General features: G+C 74.3%; 14 protein-coding genes. 5 read left to right on the forward strand and 9 right to left on the reverse strand.

All coding sequences use genetic code 11. The features are described from left to right. Positions 1-38 precede the first annotated feature (38 nt). From ACGF07_RS24145 to ACGF07_RS24160, 4 genes are all read left to right on the forward strand, one after another. Positions 39-944 carry a glutamate ABC transporter substrate-binding protein gene (locus ACGF07_RS24145; RefSeq protein ID WP_350739849.1) on the forward strand — a complete coding sequence of 302 codons (906 nt, stop codon included), beginning with the start codon at positions 39-41 and terminating at the stop codon, positions 942-944. 54 nt (positions 945-998) lie between these two features. Then, entirely contained in the window at positions 999-1,649 is a 651-nt protein-coding gene (locus ACGF07_RS24150; RefSeq protein ID WP_350739852.1) for an amino acid ABC transporter permease, read from the forward strand. Continuing rightward, positions 1,646-2,494, forward strand: a complete 849-nt coding sequence (locus ACGF07_RS24155) for an amino acid ABC transporter permease (protein ID WP_350739855.1) — start codon at positions 1,646-1,648, stop codon at positions 2,492-2,494. Before ACGF07_RS24150 ends, ACGF07_RS24155 begins: the two co-directional genes overlap by 4 nt. Before the next feature lie 122 nt (positions 2,495-2,616). Next, a complete protein-coding gene (locus ACGF07_RS24160) occupies positions 2,617-4,332 on the forward strand; it encodes an FAD-dependent monooxygenase (protein ID WP_392901910.1) in 1,716 nt (571 codons plus the stop codon). A gap of 121 nt (positions 4,333-4,453) precedes the next feature. On the opposite strand, the gene recX is transcribed toward ACGF07_RS24160, so the two are convergent. The 5 genes from recX to ACGF07_RS24185 form a co-directional block, all read right to left on the reverse strand. After that, a complete protein-coding gene (recX, locus tag ACGF07_RS24165) occupies positions 4,454-5,473 on the reverse strand; it encodes a recombination regulator RecX (RefSeq protein ID WP_392901912.1) in 1,020 nt (339 codons plus the stop codon). Positions 5,474-5,477: 4 nt separating this feature from the next. Next, entirely contained in the window at positions 5,478-6,593 is a 1,116-nt protein-coding gene (gene recA, locus ACGF07_RS24170; protein WP_350739864.1) for a recombinase RecA, read from the reverse strand. A gap of 174 nt (positions 6,594-6,767) precedes the next feature. Then, positions 6,768-7,976, reverse strand: a complete 1,209-nt coding sequence (locus ACGF07_RS24175) for an AI-2E family transporter (protein ID WP_392901914.1) — start codon at positions 7,974-7,976, stop codon at positions 6,768-6,770. Between the two features lie 36 nt (positions 7,977-8,012). Further along, complete coding sequence (locus ACGF07_RS24180) at positions 8,013-8,207, reverse strand: DUF3046 domain-containing protein (protein ID WP_350739866.1); 195 nt, start codon at positions 8,205-8,207, stop codon at positions 8,013-8,015. 61 nt (positions 8,208-8,268) lie between these two features. Next, positions 8,269-9,849, reverse strand: a complete 1,581-nt coding sequence (locus ACGF07_RS24185) for a S8 family serine peptidase (RefSeq protein WP_392901916.1) — start codon at positions 9,847-9,849, stop codon at positions 8,269-8,271. Positions 9,850-10,157: 308 nt separating this feature from the next. On the opposite strand from ACGF07_RS24185, the gene ACGF07_RS24190 reads away from it, so the two are divergent. Further along, positions 10,158-14,972, forward strand: a complete 4,815-nt coding sequence (locus tag ACGF07_RS24190) for an ATP-dependent helicase (protein ID WP_392901918.1) — start codon at positions 10,158-10,160, stop codon at positions 14,970-14,972. Between the two features lie 517 nt (positions 14,973-15,489). On the opposite strand, the gene ACGF07_RS24195 is transcribed toward ACGF07_RS24190, so the two are convergent. The 4 genes from ACGF07_RS24195 to rimO all read right to left on the reverse strand — a co-directional run bounded on the left by ACGF07_RS24195 (position 15,490) and on the right by rimO (position 18,861). Beyond that, the gene (locus ACGF07_RS24195) at positions 15,490-15,858 is read right to left on the reverse strand and encodes a helix-turn-helix transcriptional regulator (protein ID WP_350739875.1); all 369 of its coding nucleotides are present in this window, start codon (positions 15,856-15,858) and stop codon (positions 15,490-15,492) included. Positions 15,859-16,184: 326 nt separating this feature from the next. Continuing rightward, complete coding sequence (locus ACGF07_RS24200) at positions 16,185-16,661, reverse strand: CinA family protein (protein ID WP_392901920.1); 477 nt, start codon at positions 16,659-16,661, stop codon at positions 16,185-16,187. A 59-nt stretch (positions 16,662-16,720) separates the two neighbouring features. Beyond that, on the reverse strand, positions 16,721-17,359 hold the full coding sequence (pgsA, locus tag ACGF07_RS24205; protein ID WP_392901922.1) for a CDP-diacylglycerol--glycerol-3-phosphate 3-phosphatidyltransferase: 639 nt from the start codon (positions 17,357-17,359) through the stop codon (positions 16,721-16,723). Beyond that, positions 17,356-18,861 (reverse strand): 30S ribosomal protein S12 methylthiotransferase RimO, encoded by a 1,506-nt coding sequence (gene rimO, locus ACGF07_RS24210; RefSeq protein WP_392901924.1) that lies wholly within the window; start codon positions 18,859-18,861, stop codon positions 17,356-17,358. The genes pgsA and rimO overlap by 4 nt, the downstream gene beginning before the upstream one ends. Between the last annotated feature and the right edge of the window lie 56 nt (positions 18,862-18,917).

The raw sequence follows: 18,917 nt of genomic DNA on the forward strand, positions 1-18,917 counted from the left end.
GGTTCACCCCGTGGCCCAGCCCCAGGAGAACAACCCTCATGAGGACTTCTCGCACCCTCGCCGTGGCGCTCTGTGCCGTCGCGCTCACCGCCACCGCCGCCTGCGGCAAGGACGGTTCCCCGGGCGGATCCGCCGCCTCGAGCGCGAGCAACGCCCCGGCGCTGCCGACCTACACCGTCAAGACCGACGTCAAGGTCGACTCCCCGGTGATCGCCGAGGCCAAGAAGCGCGGCCAGCTGATCATCGGCGCCAAGGCCGACCAGCCGTTCCTCGGCTGGGAGGACGTGGCCAGCGGCGACCGCAGCGGCTTCGACATCGAGATCGCCAAGATGATCGCCGCCGACCTCGGCTTCACCCCGCAGCAGATCAAGTGGCAGACGCTGGTCTCCTCGCAGCGCGAGCCCGCCATCGCCAAGGGCCAGATCGACTTCTACGTCGGCACCTACAGCATCAACGACGAGCGCAAGAAGACGGTCTCCTTCGCCGGCCCGTACTACATCGCCGGCCAGGACCTGCTGGTGAAGAACGACAACACCTCGATCACCGGCCCGGAGAGCGTCAGCGGCAAGAACGTCTGCACCGCCACCGGCTCGACCTCGATCAAGAACATCCAGCAGTACAACCCCAAGATCACGCAGTTCGACACCTACTCGGCCTGCGTCGAGAAGCTGCTGTCCGGCGAGGTCGACGCCGTCACCACCGACGACGCGATCCTCAAGGGCTACGCCTCCAAGTACGCCGGCAAGCTCAAGGTGGTCGGAAAGCCGTTCACCAAGGAGAACTACGGCGTCGGCCTCAACAAGGACGACAAGACGCTGCGCGACGCGATCAGCGACGCCCTCAAGGCCCACGAGGACAACGGCGACTGGAAGAAGGCGTACGACGCGACCCTGGGCCTGTCCGGCTCCGCCGCGCCGGCGGTCCCGACCCTCGAGCGCTACTGACCCCGCGCCGTACCGACCAACCGTCCTGACCATCTGTGAGAGGAGGGCCGCCGGATGGGGTTCCTGTTCGAGCAGGACAACTTCGCGTTGTTCCGCGACGGCTTCCTGCAGACGATCGAGCTGAGCGCGCTCAGCGCCCTGCTCGCCCTGCTGCTGGGCACCCTGCTGGCGGCCTTCCGGGTCTCCCCGGTGCCGATCCTGCGCGCCTTCGGCACCACCTGGGTGACGCTGTTCCGCAACACCCCGCTGACCCTGCTGTTCTTCGCCGTCACCTTCGGCCTGCCACCGCTGGGCGTGCACTTCAGCCACCTGGTCTTCGCGGTGCTGGCGCTCGGCGGGTACACCGCCTCGTTCGTCTGCGAGGTGATCCGCTCGGGCATCAACACGGTGCCGCTCGGCCAGGCCGAGGCCGCCCGCAGCCTGGGCATGAGCTTCGGCCAGACCCTCACCCTGGTCGTCCTGCCGCAGGCCACCCGCACCGTGCTCGCGCCGATGAGCAGCGTGTTCATCGCGCTGCCCAGGAACTCGGCGATCGCCGGCGCGTTCAGCGTCCCGGAGCTGTACAGCGCCCAGCAGACCTTCTCCGAACGCGGCTACTCGATCTTCGCGATCTTCTTCTGGGTGGCCTGCGCCTACCTGCTGATCAGCGCGACGATCGCCACCCTGTTCCGCTTCCTGGAAACCCGACTGGCGGTGGCCCGATGAGCCTGTTCGACCGGCCCGCTACGGCCAGCGTCCTCTACGACGTCCCCGGCCCCAAGGCCCGCGCCCGCTACCGCCTGTTCGGCATCCTCTCGCTGCTCGGCGTCGCCGGACTGCTCTGGTACGTCATCGCCACGCTCGCCGACAACGGCCAGTTCGACGCCGACCTCTGGGACCCGTTCCAGTACAACGCCGTCCAGCAGATGATCGTGGACGGCCTGCTGTCCACCCTGAAGGCCTTCGGCCTGGCCGCGGCCCTCTCGCTCACCCTGGGCGCGCTGCTGGCCACCGGTCAGCTGTCCGACCACCGGCCGGTCCGCTGGACCTGCACCGCCGTCGTCCAGTTCTTCCGGGCGATGCCGCTGCTGATCCTGATCGTCGCGCTCTACTACGCGTTCTTCGCCAAGGACCCGATGTGGGCGCTGGTGCTCGGCCTCACCCTCTACAACGGCTCCGTCCAGGCCGAGATCATCCGCAGCGGCGTCAACGCCGTCGCACGGGGCCAGGGCGAGGCGGCGTACGCCCTCGGGATGCGCAAGTCCCAGGTGATGTCGTCCATCCTGGTGCCGCAGGCCGTCCGCTCGATGCTGCCGTCGATGATCGGCCAGCTGGTCGTCACCCTCAAGGACACCTCGCTCGGCTACATCATCACGTACAACGAGCTGCTGTTCATGGGCAAGAAGATCGCCAGCCAGCCGCTCAACGCCGCGGGCTTCCCGTACATCCCCGTGGTGCTGGTGATCGGGCCGATCTACATCGCCCTGTGCCTGCTGCTGACCGCGCTCGCGCGGTGGATCGAGGCACGTGGTCGTCGCGGCGCGAACCGGCGCACTTCAGCTGCTGCTTGACGGACACGCAGGTGAACTGTTGCATTGCTCTTCGTGACACCTCCCGGGAGCATCCACGCGGCATATGCGGCAGCGGTAACTGACGCCGGCCCATGGGCCGGTCCGTGCCCGGAGGTCCCCGCATGGACCCGGTGATCGTGGTCGGGGCCGGACCGATCGGTCTGGCCCTGGCCCTCGCACTCGCCCGGCACGAGGTACCGACCGTCGTCCTGGACGAGGGGTCCGGGCTCTGCCCCGAGGGCCCCCGCAGCGTCGTCCTCGGAGCCGACACCGCCGCCTTCCTGACCCGGATCGGCTACTCCCGGGCCGTGTCCGACTCCACCCTGTGGGACTCCTTCAGCATCTGGCGGCGCCGCCAGGAGGTGCTGCGGATCGACCTCACCGACTCCCCCACCTTCCACCTGCCCCAGCACCGCCTCCAGCGCGGCCTGCGCGACGCCCTGACCGGCACCCCGCTGGTCAGGCTCGTGCCGCTGAGCCGGGTGGTCGAACTGGAACAGGACCGCGACGGCGTCAGCGTGCGCACCCACGGCACCCAGGACGGCTCCGCCACCTGGTGGCGCGGCAGCCACCTGGTCGGCTGCGACGGCGCCCGCTCCACCGTCCGCAAACTGCTGAGGATCCGCTTCCCCGGCCGCCCCGCGGTCGACCGCAACGCCATCGCCACCGTCCGGGTCGACCTGCCCTTCGACGGCGCCCGGCTGCACCGCGAGCCGCCGTGGCGCGGCGACCGCGAGGCCTCCGCCCGACCCCTGCCGGACGGCGTGTGGCGGCTCGACTGGCGACTGCCCCCCGGCCGGCCCGCCCCGACCGAGCAGGTCGACCCGCACGCCACCTGGCCCGGCATCGTCACCGGCGACACCCTCCTCACCCGGGTCACCTCGACCCTCACCGGCTGGTGCGGCGAACTGCCCCGCTTCGAGCTGCTCGCCGCCGCCGACCACACCGCCCAGCAGCGCCTCGCCGCCCGCTTCCGCAGCGGCCGCTGCTTCCTGGCCGGCGACGCCGCCCACCTGCACGGCGCGCTCGGCATGCAGAACCTCGCCGACGGGCTGCGCGACGCCGACAACCTCGCCTGGCGGCTCGCCCTCGCCTGGCACCTCCACGCCGGCGGCCCCCAGCCCGGCGGCTCCCTGCTGGACGGCTACGAGGCCGAGCGGCGCGGCGCGGTCGGCGCCCGGCTGCGCGCCGTCGACCAGGCCATGCCGCTGCTGCGTCCGCTGCGCGGCTGGCAGCAGACCCGGCGCTCGCTGCTGGTCGGCGGCTTCCGCAAGCACGCCCCGATGCTCGCCGACGGCCAGCTCGGCACCGGCCGCTTCGGCGGGGCCCCCGCCTACCCGGCGGCGCCCTCCGGCGTCCCCGGCCGGGTGCCGGTGCAGCGCAGCACGCGCACCACCACCTCGCTCAGCGAGCTGCTGCCCGCCACCGCCCCCGGGGTCCTCGTCCCGGACCTGCCGGTGCTCGCCTCCGACGGGACCCCCGACCACCTGCACGCCCGGCTCGGCGTCACCTTCCTGCTGCTGCTGGTCGCCCCCGGCACCGCCGTCTGGTCCTCCGAGCACTGGCTCGGGGCGGGGCTGATGCCCCGGCTCGCCGAGGTCGCCGCCGCGCTGCCGGTGCCGGCCGAGGTGCTGGTCACCGAGGAGTACCCGGGCGCCGGGCCGCACACGGTGCTGCTGATCCGGCCCGACGGACACCTGGTCGGCGTCACCCAGGGCGCCGCCGCCGAGGACCTGCTGGTGCTCGCCGACCGGGCCCGCGGCGGCCCGGCGCCGATCGCCGGCGCCCCGGAGCCCGAACCGGCGCCGGAACCCCAGCAGGTGGACTCGGCGAGCTGACCCACGGCGGCGAGCTGAGCCACGGCGGTCCGGCACGCCCCGAGTCGTCCCCCGGCCCCGTGCGCGCCCGGGCCGACGCCGGACAGACGTCCGTTCCAGGACGGGAGCGGACGGGCTGCCGCTACTCCCACCCGGTTTCCGGCAGCCCCTCGACCGCCTCCTCCTCCAGCGCGCCGCGCACCACCCGGAAGGCCAGGCCCTCGGAGTAGCCCCGCCGCGCCAGCATGCCGACCAGACGGCGGGTACGGACCTGCGGATCCAACCCTCGCGTGGCTCGCAGCTTGCGCTCGACCAGCGCCCGGGCCGCGTCCTCCTCGTCATCGTGGTCGACCTGGACGAGGGCCTGCTCGACCAGGTCGGCGGCCACGCCCTTGATCCGCAGTTCCTGTGCCAGCGCCCGCCGGGACAGGCCGCGGACGGCGTGGCGGGACTCCACCCACGCCGCGGCGAAGGCGGCGTCGTCGATCAGGCCGACCTCTTCGAGCCGGGTGAGCACCTCCTCGACGACGTCCTCCGGGATCTCCCGCTTGCGCAGGGCGTCGGCGAGTTGCTTGCGGGTCTTGGCGGCGCCGGTCAGCAGCCGCAGGCAGATGTCCCGGGCGCGGGTCTCCGGATCGACCGGTTCCTCGGCCCGGGTGCGGGCGGCGCGGGTAGCGCCTTCCGCCTCGCCCGGCGGGCCGTCGCCGGACCGCCCACGGCGCCGGCCGCTCCGCGCGCCGGAACGGGCGGCTGAGGCGGCCGCACCCCCGTGACCGGCCGCCTCGGCCCCGCCCCGGTCACCTTCCGTGGACCCGAAGGCTTCCGGCTCCTCGGCCATCAGCTCCGAACGGCGCCGACGACGGCCGGTCGGCAGCTCGGAGGCCGGGACCAGTCCGAGCTCCTCGACCGCGGCCTCCGCCGGCCCCGGCCCGGACGCCGCGCCGCGCCGCGCCCGGACCGGAGACCGGTCGAACTCCGGCTCCGCGCCGGATGCCCACGGCGTGGTGGACGCGCGCTCCCGCCGCTTGCGCGACCGCGGTCCCGGCGCCGGCTCTCCTTCCGGCTCCGGTTCCTCCGCGACCGCGGCGAACCAGTCCGGCGGCCCGTAGTCGTCGTCCTCGGGGCCCGCCGGGCCGCCGCCCACCGTGTCGTACTCCGTCAACGGCTCAGGCCTTGGCAGCCGCCGTCTTCTTGGCCGCGGCCGTCTTGGCGGCGGTCGCGGTGATCGGCTTGGCGGCACCGTCGACGGCGACCTCCGCCTCGACCGCCGCGGCCGGCTCCTCGGTCTTGGGGCCGATGCCGAGCTTGCCCTTGATCTTCCGCTCGATCTCGTCGGCGAGCTGCGGGTTGTCCCGCAGGAAGTTGCGGGCGTTCTCCTTGCCCTGGCCGAGCTGGTCGCCCTCGTAGGTGTACCAGGCGCCGGACTTGCGGATGAAGCCGTGCTCGACGCCCATGTCGATCAGGCCGCCCTCACGGCTGATGCCGATGCCGTAGAGGATGTCGAACTCGGCCTGCTTGAACGGCGCGGCGACCTTGTTCTTGACGACCTTGACGCGGGTGCGGTTGCCGACCGCCTCGGTGCCGTCCTTCAGGGTCTCGATCCGGCGGATGTCCAGGCGGACCGAGGCGTAGAACTTCAGCGCCCGGCCACCGGTCGTCGTCTCCGGCGAACCGAACATCACGCCGATCTTCTCGCGCAGCTGGTTGATGAAGATGGCGGTGGTGTTCGACTGGTTCAGCGCACCGGCGATCTTGCGCAGCGCCTGGCTCATCAGGCGGGCCTGCAGACCGACGTGCGAGTCACCCATCTCGCCCTCGATCTCGGCGCGCGGGACGAGCGCCGCGACCGAGTCGATGATCACCAGGTCGATCGCGCCGGAGCGGATCAGCATGTCGGTGATCTCCAGGGCCTGCTCACCGGTGTCCGGCTGGCTGACCAGCAGGGCGTCGGTGTCCACGCCGAGCTTCTTGGCGTACTCCGGGTCGAGCGCGTGCTCCGCGTCGACGAACGCGACCGTGCCGCCGGCCCGCTGGGCGTTGGCGGCCAGGTGCAGGGTCAGGGTGGTCTTGCCGGAGGACTCGGGGCCGTAGATCTCGATCACCCGGCCGCGCGGGATGCCGCCGACCCCGAGGGCGACGTCCAGGGCGGTGGATCCGGTGGAGATCACCTCGACCGGCTCATTGGCCTTCTCGCCGAGGCGCATCACCGAGCCCTTGCCGAACTGCCGCTCGATCTGGGCGAGAGCGGTCTCCAGGGCCTTCTCGCGGTCCGTACCTGCCATGGCTTTTTCCCTCGGGTTCTGTGCTGTGCGCTTCATCGTCATCGACGCTAGCGCGTCCCACTGACAAACGAGCCCCACCCGGCTCGGCCTGTGGAAAACTCCTCGCCGGAGAGTACAAAGAACATCTGTTCGATTCAAGCCTCGCACGTCGCAGGACTTGCAGGGCCCGGCCCGTCACCCGCCGTCGCCGCCGACCATCCGCCGCAACCGCCGCGCCGCCTCCCGGCGCAGCTCCCGGCGGGCCCGCCGCTGCTCCCCCCGGTCGATCCGCGGGTCGGTGGCCACCTCGTACCGCCGCACGTACGTCCCGACGAAGCCCTGCAGGGTGGCCGCCGCCGGGATCGCGATCAGCGCGCCCACCGCACCCAGCAGCGCCGCGCCCGCGATCACCGCCCCGAACGCCACCGCCGGGTGCACGTCCACCGTCCTCGCGGTGATCCTCGGGTGCAGCACGTAGTTCTCGATCTGCTGGTAGACCACCGTGAACGCCAGCACCCACAGCGCGTCCACCGGCTCCACGGTGAGCGCCACCAGCACCGGCAGCGCCCCCGCGAGGTACGTCCCGATGGTCGGCACGAACTGCGACATGACGCCGACCCAGATCGCCAGCGCGGCCGAGTACGGCAGCCCGATCAGTTCGAACATCACCCAGTGCCCGGCCGCCGACACCACCGCGAGCAGCGCCCGGGAGTACAGGTAGCCGCCCGTCTTGGCGAGCGCGATCTCCCAGGCCCGCAGCACCTCCCCCTGCTTCGAGGGCGGCAGCAGCGAACACACCGTCCGGCGCACCCGCGGGCCCTCGGCCGTGAAGTAGAAGGTGAACAGCCCGACGGTGAAGGTCTGGAAGAGCCCCCCGATCAGGGTCGACGAGACGCCCCAGACGTTGCCCGCGGCCTGCTGGGCGTACCCCTCCACCGTCCCGGAGTCCTTGAGCAGCCGCTTCTGCAGCTCACCCAGCGAGAGGTCCTGGTGGAAGGTCCGGTTGACCCAGGCGATCAGGGTGTCGACCAGGTGCGGCAGGTCCCCCGCGATCTTCCCCACCTGGTCCACCAACAGCGTCCCCAGCGCCGCCAGGAACCCCACCACCGCGACCGCGACCGCCACGAACACCAGGAAGGTGCCGACCCCGCGACGCACCCCCCGCGCCGCCATCCGGTCCACCGCCGGCTCCAGCGCCAGCGACAGGAAGAACGCCACCAGCAGCATCACGAACAGGTCGATCAGCTGCCGGAACGCCCAGTCGGCGAGCTGGAACAACCCGACCAGCACCAGGAACAGCACCATCGCCCGGGGCAGCCACCGGGGCATCCCGCCCCACCCCCGCGCGTCGTCGGCGACCGGCACCGACCCTTCCGTGTCCTTGAGCTCTTCGCTGACCGTCACGCCGACAGTCTGTCCCACCACCCCCGCCGCGAAAGCTCACCGCAACAGCGGGGACACCCCCTGCGTCTCACAGACCACCCGCCAGACGTCCTTGGCCTCCCAGCCCGCCTCCAACGCCTGGCGCACCGTCCGCCCGCCCAACTCGCTCATCACGTGGTCGGACGCGAACGACTCCGCGTACGCCTCCCCGAAGTGCGCGTACATCCGCCGCCAGAACTCCGTCAACCTCATGCCCCCCAGTATCCCGGACCCCCCTGCGCACCCCCACCCGCAGCACCACCCCCGAATCCCCCTACCGCGGCAGGGCCAGCACCCCCGCCCCGAGATACTGCCGGTCCCCACAGGCCCGCGGCCCCACCGGACAGGCTCCCGCCGCCGACGCCGCCAGCAACTCCACCAGCCCGTCCGCCCCCAGCTCCGGATGCAGGGCGGCCGCCACCGCCACCGCCCCCGACGCGTGGGCCGCCGCCATCGAGGTGCCCGCCAGCGCCGCGTACTGCCCGCCGGGCCAGTCGGAGACGACCGCCCCCTGCGCCCCGGCGTCCGGGTCCCCGCCCGGTGCGGCCAGCGAGACGCGCCCGCGGCCGTAGTTGGAGTAGGACGACGGGCGCCCGTCCCGGTTGACCGCGCTGACGGTGACCACGCCCGGGAGTTCGCCGGGGAGGCGGATGCACTCGGTGCCCAGGTAGCGGGTGGGGGCCGGCCCGGAGACCCGGTCGTTGGGGCTGCGCCCGTCGGTCCGGCCGGTGCCGAGGTCCTGCCCGTCGTTGCCGGCCGAGGCGACCACCACCGCGCCCTTGCGCTGGGCGTACCCGACGGCCCGGCCGACGGCCTCGATCAGCGCCGCCTGGTCCTGGTCCTCGGGGCAGTTGTACTTCCACGGGTCCGCGAAGTAGCTGTTGTTGATCGCCTTCGCCCCGTGGTCGGCCGCCCAGAGCACGCCGCAGACGATGTTCTCCGCGTAGTACTGCCCCAGCGGCCCGAGCAGCCGGACGGCGGCGATCCGCACTCCCGGCGCGACCCCGATGACGCCGTGGCCGTCCCGGGCCGCCCCGATGATCCCGGCGACATGGGTGCCGTGCCCGCTCTCCCCCATCCCGGGGTCGGGCCGCCAGGAGCCGGACCGGGCGTCCGGGCGTCCGTCCGCGCAGGAGGCCGAGGCCTTCGGGTCGACGGCCGCCCGCAGGTCCGGGTGGGTGTCGTCCACGCCGGAGTCCAGGACGGCGACCAGCACCTTCCGCATCGCCTCGGCGCTCGGCGCCCCCGCGGCGGCGTCCCCGGTACGGCCGGAGGCGGGCCCCAGCATCGCGAGGTTCCAGGCCCCGGCCTCCGCCGGATCGGGCACCGTGGGGGTCGCACCGTCCTGCCCGTCGGCGGCCCGCAACCAGGCCGCGGAGTCACGAGCCCCGCCGCCGTCCAGGCCCCTGCGCTCCGCGCCGGTCCGCCGGCCGTCCGAGCTGCTGCCCTCCGAGCCCGCCGTGAAGTCCCCGGCACCCTCCACCGCCCGCGGCGGGCCCACCACCGGGGCGGTCCGGGTCGCTCCGACGGCGGCGATCCCGGGCCGGCTCCGCACCCTGCCCGCGAAGCCGCCGGTCGCGTACGCCAGCACCGCCCCGATCTGCGGGTACTCCTGGACCACCTGCCCGCCCGCCGCCCGGCTCTCCGCCCCGGCCCGGGCCGCGCCCACGCCGTCCGGCCGCTCGGCCAGGACGAGGTAGCTCAGGTACGCCCGCCCGGGCCCCGAGGCGTACGGGACGGCACCGCCGGCCACCAGCGCCGTGAGCAGCATCGCCAGCAGCGCCCGGGCGGGCCCGCAGATCCTGCGGCGGCGGACCGTACGCACGGGGCCGCAGGACTGGTGCGCCTGCGCCATCCGCGGTCTCCGCTCGTCCGGTCGGGTGAGGTCAGGGCATGCGGCCACGGCCGTCCGGCAGCGGCCGGAGATTGATCACATGTCCGTTTCATCACCATATGAGCCGATCACCGTTCCCGCCCCCGCAGCTACACCCCCCGCCCCCGGCGCCTCCCGCCGGGCCCGCCGCACCGGTGCCCGCCGCCCACCACCCGCCGCCCACGCCCACGCGCACCCGAGCCCGCACCCGCACCCGCCGCCCCACCGGCCGTCCTCCCGACCGCCCGGCCGTCCCGCCGCATGTCAGTCCCACCCGGCACCATGGGGGCATGGCGCCCGAGCACCCGACCCCACCGGCCGACAAGCCGCCGACCGGCCTCCCCCGGCCCGACGGCCCCCAGGCCGCCGACGACCCCCTGGCCGGCTTCGCCCCGGCCACCCGGGCCTGGTTCACCGGTGCGTTCTCCGCCCCCACCACCGCCCAGGCCGAGGCCTGGCGCGCCATCGGTCGCGGAACGGACGTCCTGGTGGTCGCCCCCACCGGCTCCGGCAAGACGCTCGCCGCCTTCCTCTCCGCCCTCGACCGGCTCAGCAGCACCCCGCCCCCCGCCGAGACCAAGCGCCGCTGCCGGGTGCTCTACGTCTCCCCGCTCAAGGCCCTCGCGGTGGACGTCGAGCGGAACCTGCGCGCCCCGCTGACCGGCCTGCGCCAGGCCGCCGTCCGCCTCGGCCTGCCCGAGCCGGAGGTGCAGGTCGCCATCCGGTCGGGCGACACCCCGGCCGCCGACCGCCGCCGTTTCGCGAGCCACCCGCCCGACATCCTGATCACCACCCCCGAATCGCTCTTCCTGCTGCTCACCTCCGCCTCCCGGGAGGCCCTGCGCGGCGTCGACACGGTGATCCTGGACGAGGTCCACGCCGTCGCCGGCACCAAGCGCGGCGCCCACCTCGCGCTCAGCCTGGAGCGGTTGGACGAGCTGCTGGACCGCCCGGCGCGCCGGATCGGCCTGTCCGCGACGGTGCGCCCGGTCGAGGAGGTGGCCCGCTTCCTCAGCCCCCGGCGCGGCGCCGTCGTCGTCCAGCCCGCCGCCGCCAAGCAGTTCGACCTCTCGGTGGTCGTCCCCGTCCCCGACCTGGACGACCTGCCCGCCGCGCCCGCCACCGGCGGCGCCGCCGGGAGCGACCCGCAGCGCCTGGGGGCACCTCCCGGCCCCCAGGCCGGGGGCGCGTCCATCTGGCCGCACGTCGAGGAGCGGATCGTCGACCTGGTCGAGGCGCACCGCTCGACCATCGTCTTCGCCAACTCCCGCCGCCTGGCCGAGCGCCTGTGCAACCGGCTGAACGAGATCGCCCACGAGCGCGCCACCGGCAGCGCCTTCCCGGAGGCGCACGCCCCGGCCCAGCTGATGGGCGGCTCGGGCGCCGCCAAGGGCGCGCCCGCGGTCATCGCCCGGGCCCACCACGGCTCCGTCTCCAAGGAGCAGCGGTCCCTCGTCGAGGAGGAGTTGAAGGCCGGTCGGCTGCCCGCCGTGGTCGCCACCTCCAGCCTGGAGCTGGGCATCGACATGGGCGCGGTGGAGCTCGTCGTCCAGGTCGAGTCCCCGCCGTCGGTCGCCTCCGGCCTGCAGCGGGTCGGCCGGGCGGGCCACCAGGTCGGCGCCGTCTCCACCGGCGTGTTCTTCCCCAAGTACCGGGGCGACCTGGTGCAGTCCGCCGTGGTCACCGAGCGGATGCGGGCCGGCCGGATCGAGGCCCTGCGCATCCCGCGCAACCCGCTGGACGTGCTGGCCCAGCAGCTGGTCGCGATGACCGCCCTGGACACCTGGCAGGTGGACGACCTGCTCGCGGTGGTCCGCCGCGCCGCGCCGTTCGCGACCCTCCCGCAGTCCGCCTTCGACGCCGTGCTCGACATGCTGGCCGGCCGCTACCCCTCGGACGCCTTCGCCGAGCTGCGCCCCCGGGTGGTCTGGGACCGGGTCGCCGGGACGGTCACCGGGCGCCCCGGCGCCCAGCGCCTCGCCGTCACCTCCGGCGGCACCATCCCCGACCGCGGACTGTTCGGCGTCTTCATCGCCGGCACGGACCCCAAGAAGGGCGGCGGCCGGGTCGGTGAGCTCGACGAGGAGATGGTCTACGAGTCCCGCGTCGGCGACGTGTTCACCCTCGGCACGACCTCCTGGCGGATCGAGGACATCACCCACGACAAGGTGCTGGTCACCCCCGCCCCCGGCATCCCCGGCCGGCTCCCGTTCTGGAAGGGCGACTCCCTCGGCCGCCCGCTCGAACTCGGCCGCGCCCTGGGCGCGTTCACCCGCGAGCTGGGCACCCTCCGACCGGAGGCCGCCACCGAGCGCCTCAAGCAGGCCGGCCTGGACGACTGGGCCGCCGCCAACCTGCTGGACTACCTGGCCGAGCAGCGCGCCGCCTGCGGCCACCTCCCGGACGACCGCACCATCGTGGTCGAGCGCTTCCGGGACGAGCTCGGCGACTGGCGGATCGTCATCCACTCCCCGTTCGGCGCCCAGGTGCACGCTCCCTGGGCCCTGGCCCTGGGCGCCCGGCTGCGCGAGAAGCACGGCCTGGACCCCCAGGTCATGCACGCCGACGACGGGATCGTGCTGCGCCTGCCCGACGCCGACCTGTTCGCCCCGGACTTCGACTTCAGCAGCCCCGCCGCACCCTCCGGCCCGGCCCCGGACGAGGCCCCGGTCGGCGCCGACGCCGCCCTGTTCGAGGCCGGCGAGATCGAACAGCTGGTCACCGAACAGGTCGGCGGCTCCGCCCTGTTCGCCGCCCGCTTCCGCGAGTGCGCCGGCCGCGCCCTGCTGCTCCCCCGCCGCAACCCCGGCCGCCGCACCCCGCTCTGGCAGCAGCGCCAGCGCGCCGCCCAACTGCTCGAGGTCGCCTCCGAGTACGGCTCGTTCCCGATCGTCCTGGAGGCCGTCCGCGAATGCCTCCAGGACGTCTTCGACGTCCCCGGCCTGGTCGAGCTGATGGGTGACCTCGAGTCCCGCGCCGTCCGCCTGGTCGAGGTCACCACCCCCGAGCCCTCGCCCTTCGCCCGCTCGCTGCTGTTCGGCTACGTCGCCCAGTTCCTCTACGAGGGCGACTCCCCGCTCGCCGAGCGCCGGGCCGCCGCCCTGTCACTGGACTCCCGGCTGCTGTCCGAACTCCTCGGCCAGGCCGAGCTGAGCGAACTGCTCGACCCGCAGGTGCTCGCCGAGCTGGAGGCCGAGCTCCAACGCCTCACCCCGGAACGACGGATCAAGGACGCCGAGGGCGTCGCCGACGCCCTGCGCCTGCTCGGCCCGCTCACCGAGGCCGAGCTGACCCTCCGCGGTGCCGAGCCGCTCTGGGCACTGGAGCTGGAGGCCGCCCGCCGGGTGATCCAGGTCCGGATCGCCGGCGAACAGCGCTGGGCCGCGATCGAGGACGCCGGACGGCTGCGGGACGCGCTCGGCACCCCGCTGCCGGTCGGCGTCCCCGAGGCCTTCACCGAACCGGTCAAGGACCCGCTGGGCGACCTGCTGGCCCGCCACGCCCGTACCCACGGCCCGTTCACCGCCGCCGAGGCCGGCGCCCGTTTCGGCCTCGGCACCGCCGTCGTCACCGGCACCCTGCACCGGCTCACCGCCGCCGGCCGCCTGGTCCAGGGCCAGTTCCGCCCCCCGGCCGCCCGCCACCCCACCGCGCCGGAGGCGCTCGGCGCGGCACCCGCCGGCCACGCCGTCCCCGAGTGGTGCGACGCCGAGGTGCTGCGCCGGCTGCGCCGCCGCTCGCTGGCCGCCCTGCGCCAGGAGGTCGAGCCCGTTCCGCCGCGCGCCCTGGCGGCGTTCCTGCCGCAGTGGCAGCACCTGGCCGGGCACCGGCTTCGCGGCCCGGACGGCCTGCTCCGGGTGGTCGAACAGCTCCAGGGCACCGCCCTGCCCGCCTCCGCCCTGGAGAAGCTGGTCCTCCCGGCCCGGCTCTCCGACTACTCCCCGGGGCTGCTGGACGAGCTGATGGCGGCCGGCGAGATCGGCTGGTGCGGCGCCGGCGCGCTGCCCGGCAAGGACGGCTGGCTCAGCCTGCACCTGGCCGAGAACGCCCACCTGCTGCGGCCCGAGCCCGTCCCGCCGACGCTCACCCCGGTGCACAGCGCCCTGATGCAGGCCCTGGCCGGCGGCTACGGCCTGTTCTTCCGCCAGCTCGTGCAGCAGCTTCCGGAGCACACCCCGGAGCCGGAGGTCGTCGAGGCGCTCTGGGACCTGGTCTGGGCCGGGTACGTCACCAACGACACCCTGGCCCCGCTGCGTGCCCTGCTCGGCTCCGGCCGCACCGCGGGCGCCACCGCCCACCGCGCCCCGAGGGCCACCCCCCGCGGCCGCTACGGCGGTGCGGGCCGGCCCTTCGGCCGGGTCGGCGGCGCGGGGCGCAGCGGCCCGCCGACGGTGGCCGGGCGCTGGTCGCTGCTGCCCGCCTTCGCCACCGACCCGACGCTACGGGCCACCGCCCAGGCGCAGAGCCTGCTGGACCGGCACGGGCTGCTCACCCGCGGCACGGTTGCCGCCGAACGGGTGCCCGGTGGCTTCGCCGGGGTCTACCGGGTGCTCGCCGCGATGGAGGAGCGCGGCCGGGCCCGCCGCGGCTACTTCGTCGAGGGCCTGGGCGGCGCCCAGTTCGCGATGGAGGGCGCCGCGGACCGGCTGCGCTCGGTCAGCGGCCGGCTGGAACGGGCCCGCAGCGCCGAGTGGCCGGCTGCCCCGACCGCGGAGCCGCCGCAGCTGCTGGTGCTGGCCGCCGCCGACCCGGCGAACGCCTACGGCGCCGCCCTGCCCTGGCCGGAGCCGCCCACCGCCCCCGACCGCAAGGAGTCCACCGCCCATCGACCGGGCCGCAAGGCGGGCGCCCTGGTGGTCCTGGTGGACGGCGAGCTGGCGCTGTACGTGGAGCGGGGCGGGAAGTCGCTGCTGGCCTGGCCCCAGGACGCCGCGACCCGGGCGCTGGCCGCCGGGGCGCTCGCCGACGCGGTCCGCGCGGGGGCCCTGGGCAGTGTCACGGTGGAGCGGGCCAACGGCGAGCCCGCCCTCGGCTCCGAGCTCGGCCGCGCCCTGGAGGACGCCGGTTTCCACGCCACCCCGCGCGGCCTCCGGCTGCGCCCCTAGCAAGCCCCCGCAGGCCCCCAGGGCCGCGCCGCAGGGCCTCGCAGGGCCCCGCAGGGTTCCCTGGCCCCTCGCGGGCCCTCGGGCCGGGCGCGGGAGGAACGACGGAGGCCGCGGAGTCAACGACCCCGCGGCCTCCGGCCACGTCCGATCACCCGCTCGGGGGCGGCTGTGCCTCCATCCGGCTCACGGGCTTCCCCGCGCGGCGTCGGCGTCCGCGTCGCACCGGCCCGGTCGCGTTCCGGTCGGCGTGCACGGGGATGAGACCGAGCCCCCAGCCGCCGGCCGCGAGCAGTCCCAGCACCGCACCGTCGGCGAGCTGCTCCCGGACGGCCGGGAGCCAGAGGGCGAGCCCGGCAGCGAGGACCACCAGGACCCAACGGGCCCGCCAGGGCACCGCGCGCCGCACCTGCTGCCGTATTCGGGCCGGGGCCGCCGCGCGCACCGCCACGAGTCTTCGCACGACCGCCCTCCTCCGCTCGTCCCGGGCGTCGGAGCAGCCCGGGTGGCGAGGCCGGAGTCAGGCGGCGACCACGTCCATCGCGGCGGCCTTGGGCGAGAGGTTCGCCCGGTCGGTGCCGGGGGCGGGCAGCGGAACCGGTTCGAGTACCGGCCTCAGCAGATCACCTTCGGAGAGGGTGGCCATCGCCGCAAGTTCGGCGAGCGACAGTTCGTCGCTGACCTCGCGCATGACCTCGGACATCCGGACGTCGAGTGCGTCGCAGATGGCGGAGAGCAGCTCCGAGGAGGCCTCCTTCTGACCCCGCTCCACCTCGGAGAGGTACCCGAGCGAAACCCTGGCGGCCGCCGACACCTCGCGGAGTGTGCGGCCCTGGCGCTGGCGCTGCCGACGCAGTACATCGCCCAGTAGGCGACGGAGCAGGATCATCGGTGCCTCCCTCCTCGGACTGCGGATCGAGATGTCACGCCCCCACCGTACCGCCTTGCCCGCTTCGCGTGCGGGGACCCCGGTCGTGTTCACTCTGGGCTGCAAGGCCGCCCCCCTCCTCGTTCCGGTGCCGCCTCCGGGTTCGCGGGCCCCTCGTGGTACCCGTTGCGGCCCACCCGGCCACCGTCACGCAACTCGTTCGCCACCTGGTTTCTGCCCAACCAGGACCTTGGATGTAACACGATCCTCCAGCTCTGCCATACCCGCTCGCCAGTTCGACGGACCCCGCTCCGGCGGAGAACCTGCGGAGAACCTGCGACGGGCCCCTAGCGAGCGAGCCGGACGACCAGCAACTCCAGTGCGGCGGTCACCGCACCGTGACGGATTGTGGCACGGTCGCCGGACAGCAGGGGCGAAGTGACCAGAGTTCCCTCCGGGCCGGCCACCGCGAGGTGTACCGTGCCGACCGGCTGACCGTCCTGCGGCTCCGGACCGGCCACCCCGGTCGTCGCCAGCCCGTACGTGGCCCCCAGCAGCCCGCGCACGCCCTCGGCCATCTGCCCGGCCACCACCGGGTGGACCGGGCCGTGCACGTCCAGCAGGCCCTCGTCCACGCCGAGCACCGAGGCCTTCAGCCCGGTCGCGTAGGCGGTGACCGACCCCCGGAAGGTCGCGGACGCCCCGGGGACGTCCACCAGGGCGGCGGCCAGCAGCCCGCCGGTCAGCGACTCGGCGACGGCCAGGGTGCCGCCCCGGGCGCGCAGTGCGGCATGCGCCCGCTCGGCCAGTTCGTAGTCCGTCACCAGGTCTCCCCCTTCTTCGTTCACGGGCCTCACGAGCCCGCCACCGGTGCGACCGCCGCTCAGTGCTCCGCCCGCTGCGCGGCCCTGCCCTCGCGGCGCAGTCGCACCGCCTGCCCGACGTAGTCCAGCGCGGTGCCGACGGTCAGCAGCACCGCCAGGCCCATCAGGACCGCCCGCCCGGTGGCCAGCCAGTCGGTCAGCGGCAGGACGTACATGCCGACCGCGGTGCCCTGGGTCAGCGTCTTGAGCTTGCCGCCGCGGCTGGCCGGGATGACCCCGTAGCGGATCACCCAGAAGCGCATCAGCGTGATGCCGAGTTCGCGGGCCAGGATCACCACGGTGACCCACCAGGGCAGGTCGCCGAGCAGCGAGAGGCCGATCAGCGCCGAGCCCATGATCGCCTTGTCGGCGATCGGGTCGGCGATCTTCCCGAAGTCGGTGACCAGGCCCTTGCGGCGGGCCAGCTCGCCGTCGAACAGGTCGGTGATCATCGCGATGGCGAACGCGGCCCAGGCGACCGCCCGCCACTTGGGGTTGTGCCCGCCGTCCGCGAACAGCAGCGCGACGAAGACGGGCACCAGGAGCACCCGGGCCATCGTGAGCACGTTGGCGATGTTCCAGATGCCCGGCGCCGGCGGAAGGGCGGCCGCCGGTCTGCCCGGGTGGGCCGCGGCCGGGGCGCCGGGCCCCTTGGTCATTCCCCGGCTCCCGGCGCCTCGGCCCCCGCAGTGCCGGGCAGGCGCACCTGTTCCAGCGCCTCGGCGATCAGGTCGACGCCTTCGCTGGCCACCACGGTGGCCCGCCAGAACTGCCCGACCCGCGGGTCCTCGACGCCGTGCAGGGTGGTCAGGCCGTCCGTCTCCGGGGCCTGGTGGGCGGCACGGCCCTCGACCACCCCGTCCTCGACCGACTCGATCAGCACCTCGACCTCGGTGCCGATCCGCTGCTCGGCCCGCTGGGCGGTCATCTCCTCGGCGAGGCGGCTGAGCCGGTTCAGCCGGTCCGCGACCACGTCCTCGGGCAGCTTGCCGTCGTAGCCGGCCGCCTCGGTGCCCTCCTCGTCGGAGTAGCCGAAGACGCCGATCGCGTCCAGCCCGGCGTGGGTGACGAAGCGTTCCAGCTCGGCGAAGTCCTCCTCGGTCTCCCCGGGGAAGCCGACGATGAAGTTGGACCGGGCGCCGGCCTGCGGGGCCTTGTCGCGGATGGTCTTCAGCAGCTCCAGGAACTGGTCGGTGGAGCCGAAGCGGCGCATCCGGCGCAGCACGGCCGGCGCCGAGTGCTGGAAGGACAGGTCGAAGTAGGGCACCACGCCGGGCGTCCCGGTCATCGCGTCGATCAGGCCCGGCCGCATCTCGGCCGGCTGCAGGTAGGAGACCCGCACCCGCTCGACGCCCTCGATCGCGGAGATCTCGCCGAGCAGCGTCTCCAGCAGCCGGATGTCGCCGAGGTCCTTGCCGTACGAGGTGTTGTTCTCGCTGACCAGGACGATCTCGCGGACGCCCTGCCCGGCCAGCCACTGGGCCTCGTGCAGCACGTCGGAGGGCCGGCGGGAGATGAAGGAGCCCCGGAAGGCCGGGATGGCGCAGAAGGAGCAGCGGCGGTCGCAGCCGGAGGCGAGCTTGACCGAGGCGACCGGGCTGTCGTCCAGCCGCTTGCGCAGGGTGCGGGGGCCGGAGGCGGGCGCGAGGCCGTCGGGCAGGTCGGCGATCGGCGCGGCGGCGGCCTCGGCGCCGTGGCCGGGCAGGGCGACGGCCTCGGCGGCGGACTGCCGCTCGGCCGGGCTGATCGGCAGCAGCTTGCGGCGGTCGCGGGGGATGTGCGGGGCGTGATGGCCGCCGGACAGGATGGTCTGCAGGCGGTCGGAGATGTCCGCGTAGTCGTCGAAGCCGAGCACGCCGTCCGCCTCGGGCAGCGCGTCGGCGAGCTCCTTGCCGTAGCGCTCGGCCATGCAGCCGACGGCGACGACGGCCTGGGTGCGGCCGTGGCCCTTGAGGTCGTTGGCCTCCAGCAGGGCGTCGACGGAGTCCTTCTTGGCGGCCTCCACGAAGCCGCAGGTGTTGACGACGGCGACGTCGGCTTCGGCGGCGTCGTCGACCAGCAACCAGCCGTCGGCCTCCAGTCGCCCGGCGAGTTCCTCGGAGTCCACCTCGTTGCGGGCGCATCCGAGCGTGACAAGGGCGACAGTACGGCGTTCAGGCATAGGCCCAAGATTAACGCGCGGCCTCCGGTGCCGTTCGCCCCGGAGTCCGCGCGCCC

It is taken from the genome of Kitasatospora sp. NPDC048194, from assembly GCF_043202455.1.
Lineage (GTDB): Bacteria > Actinomycetota > Actinomycetes > Streptomycetales > Streptomycetaceae > Kitasatospora.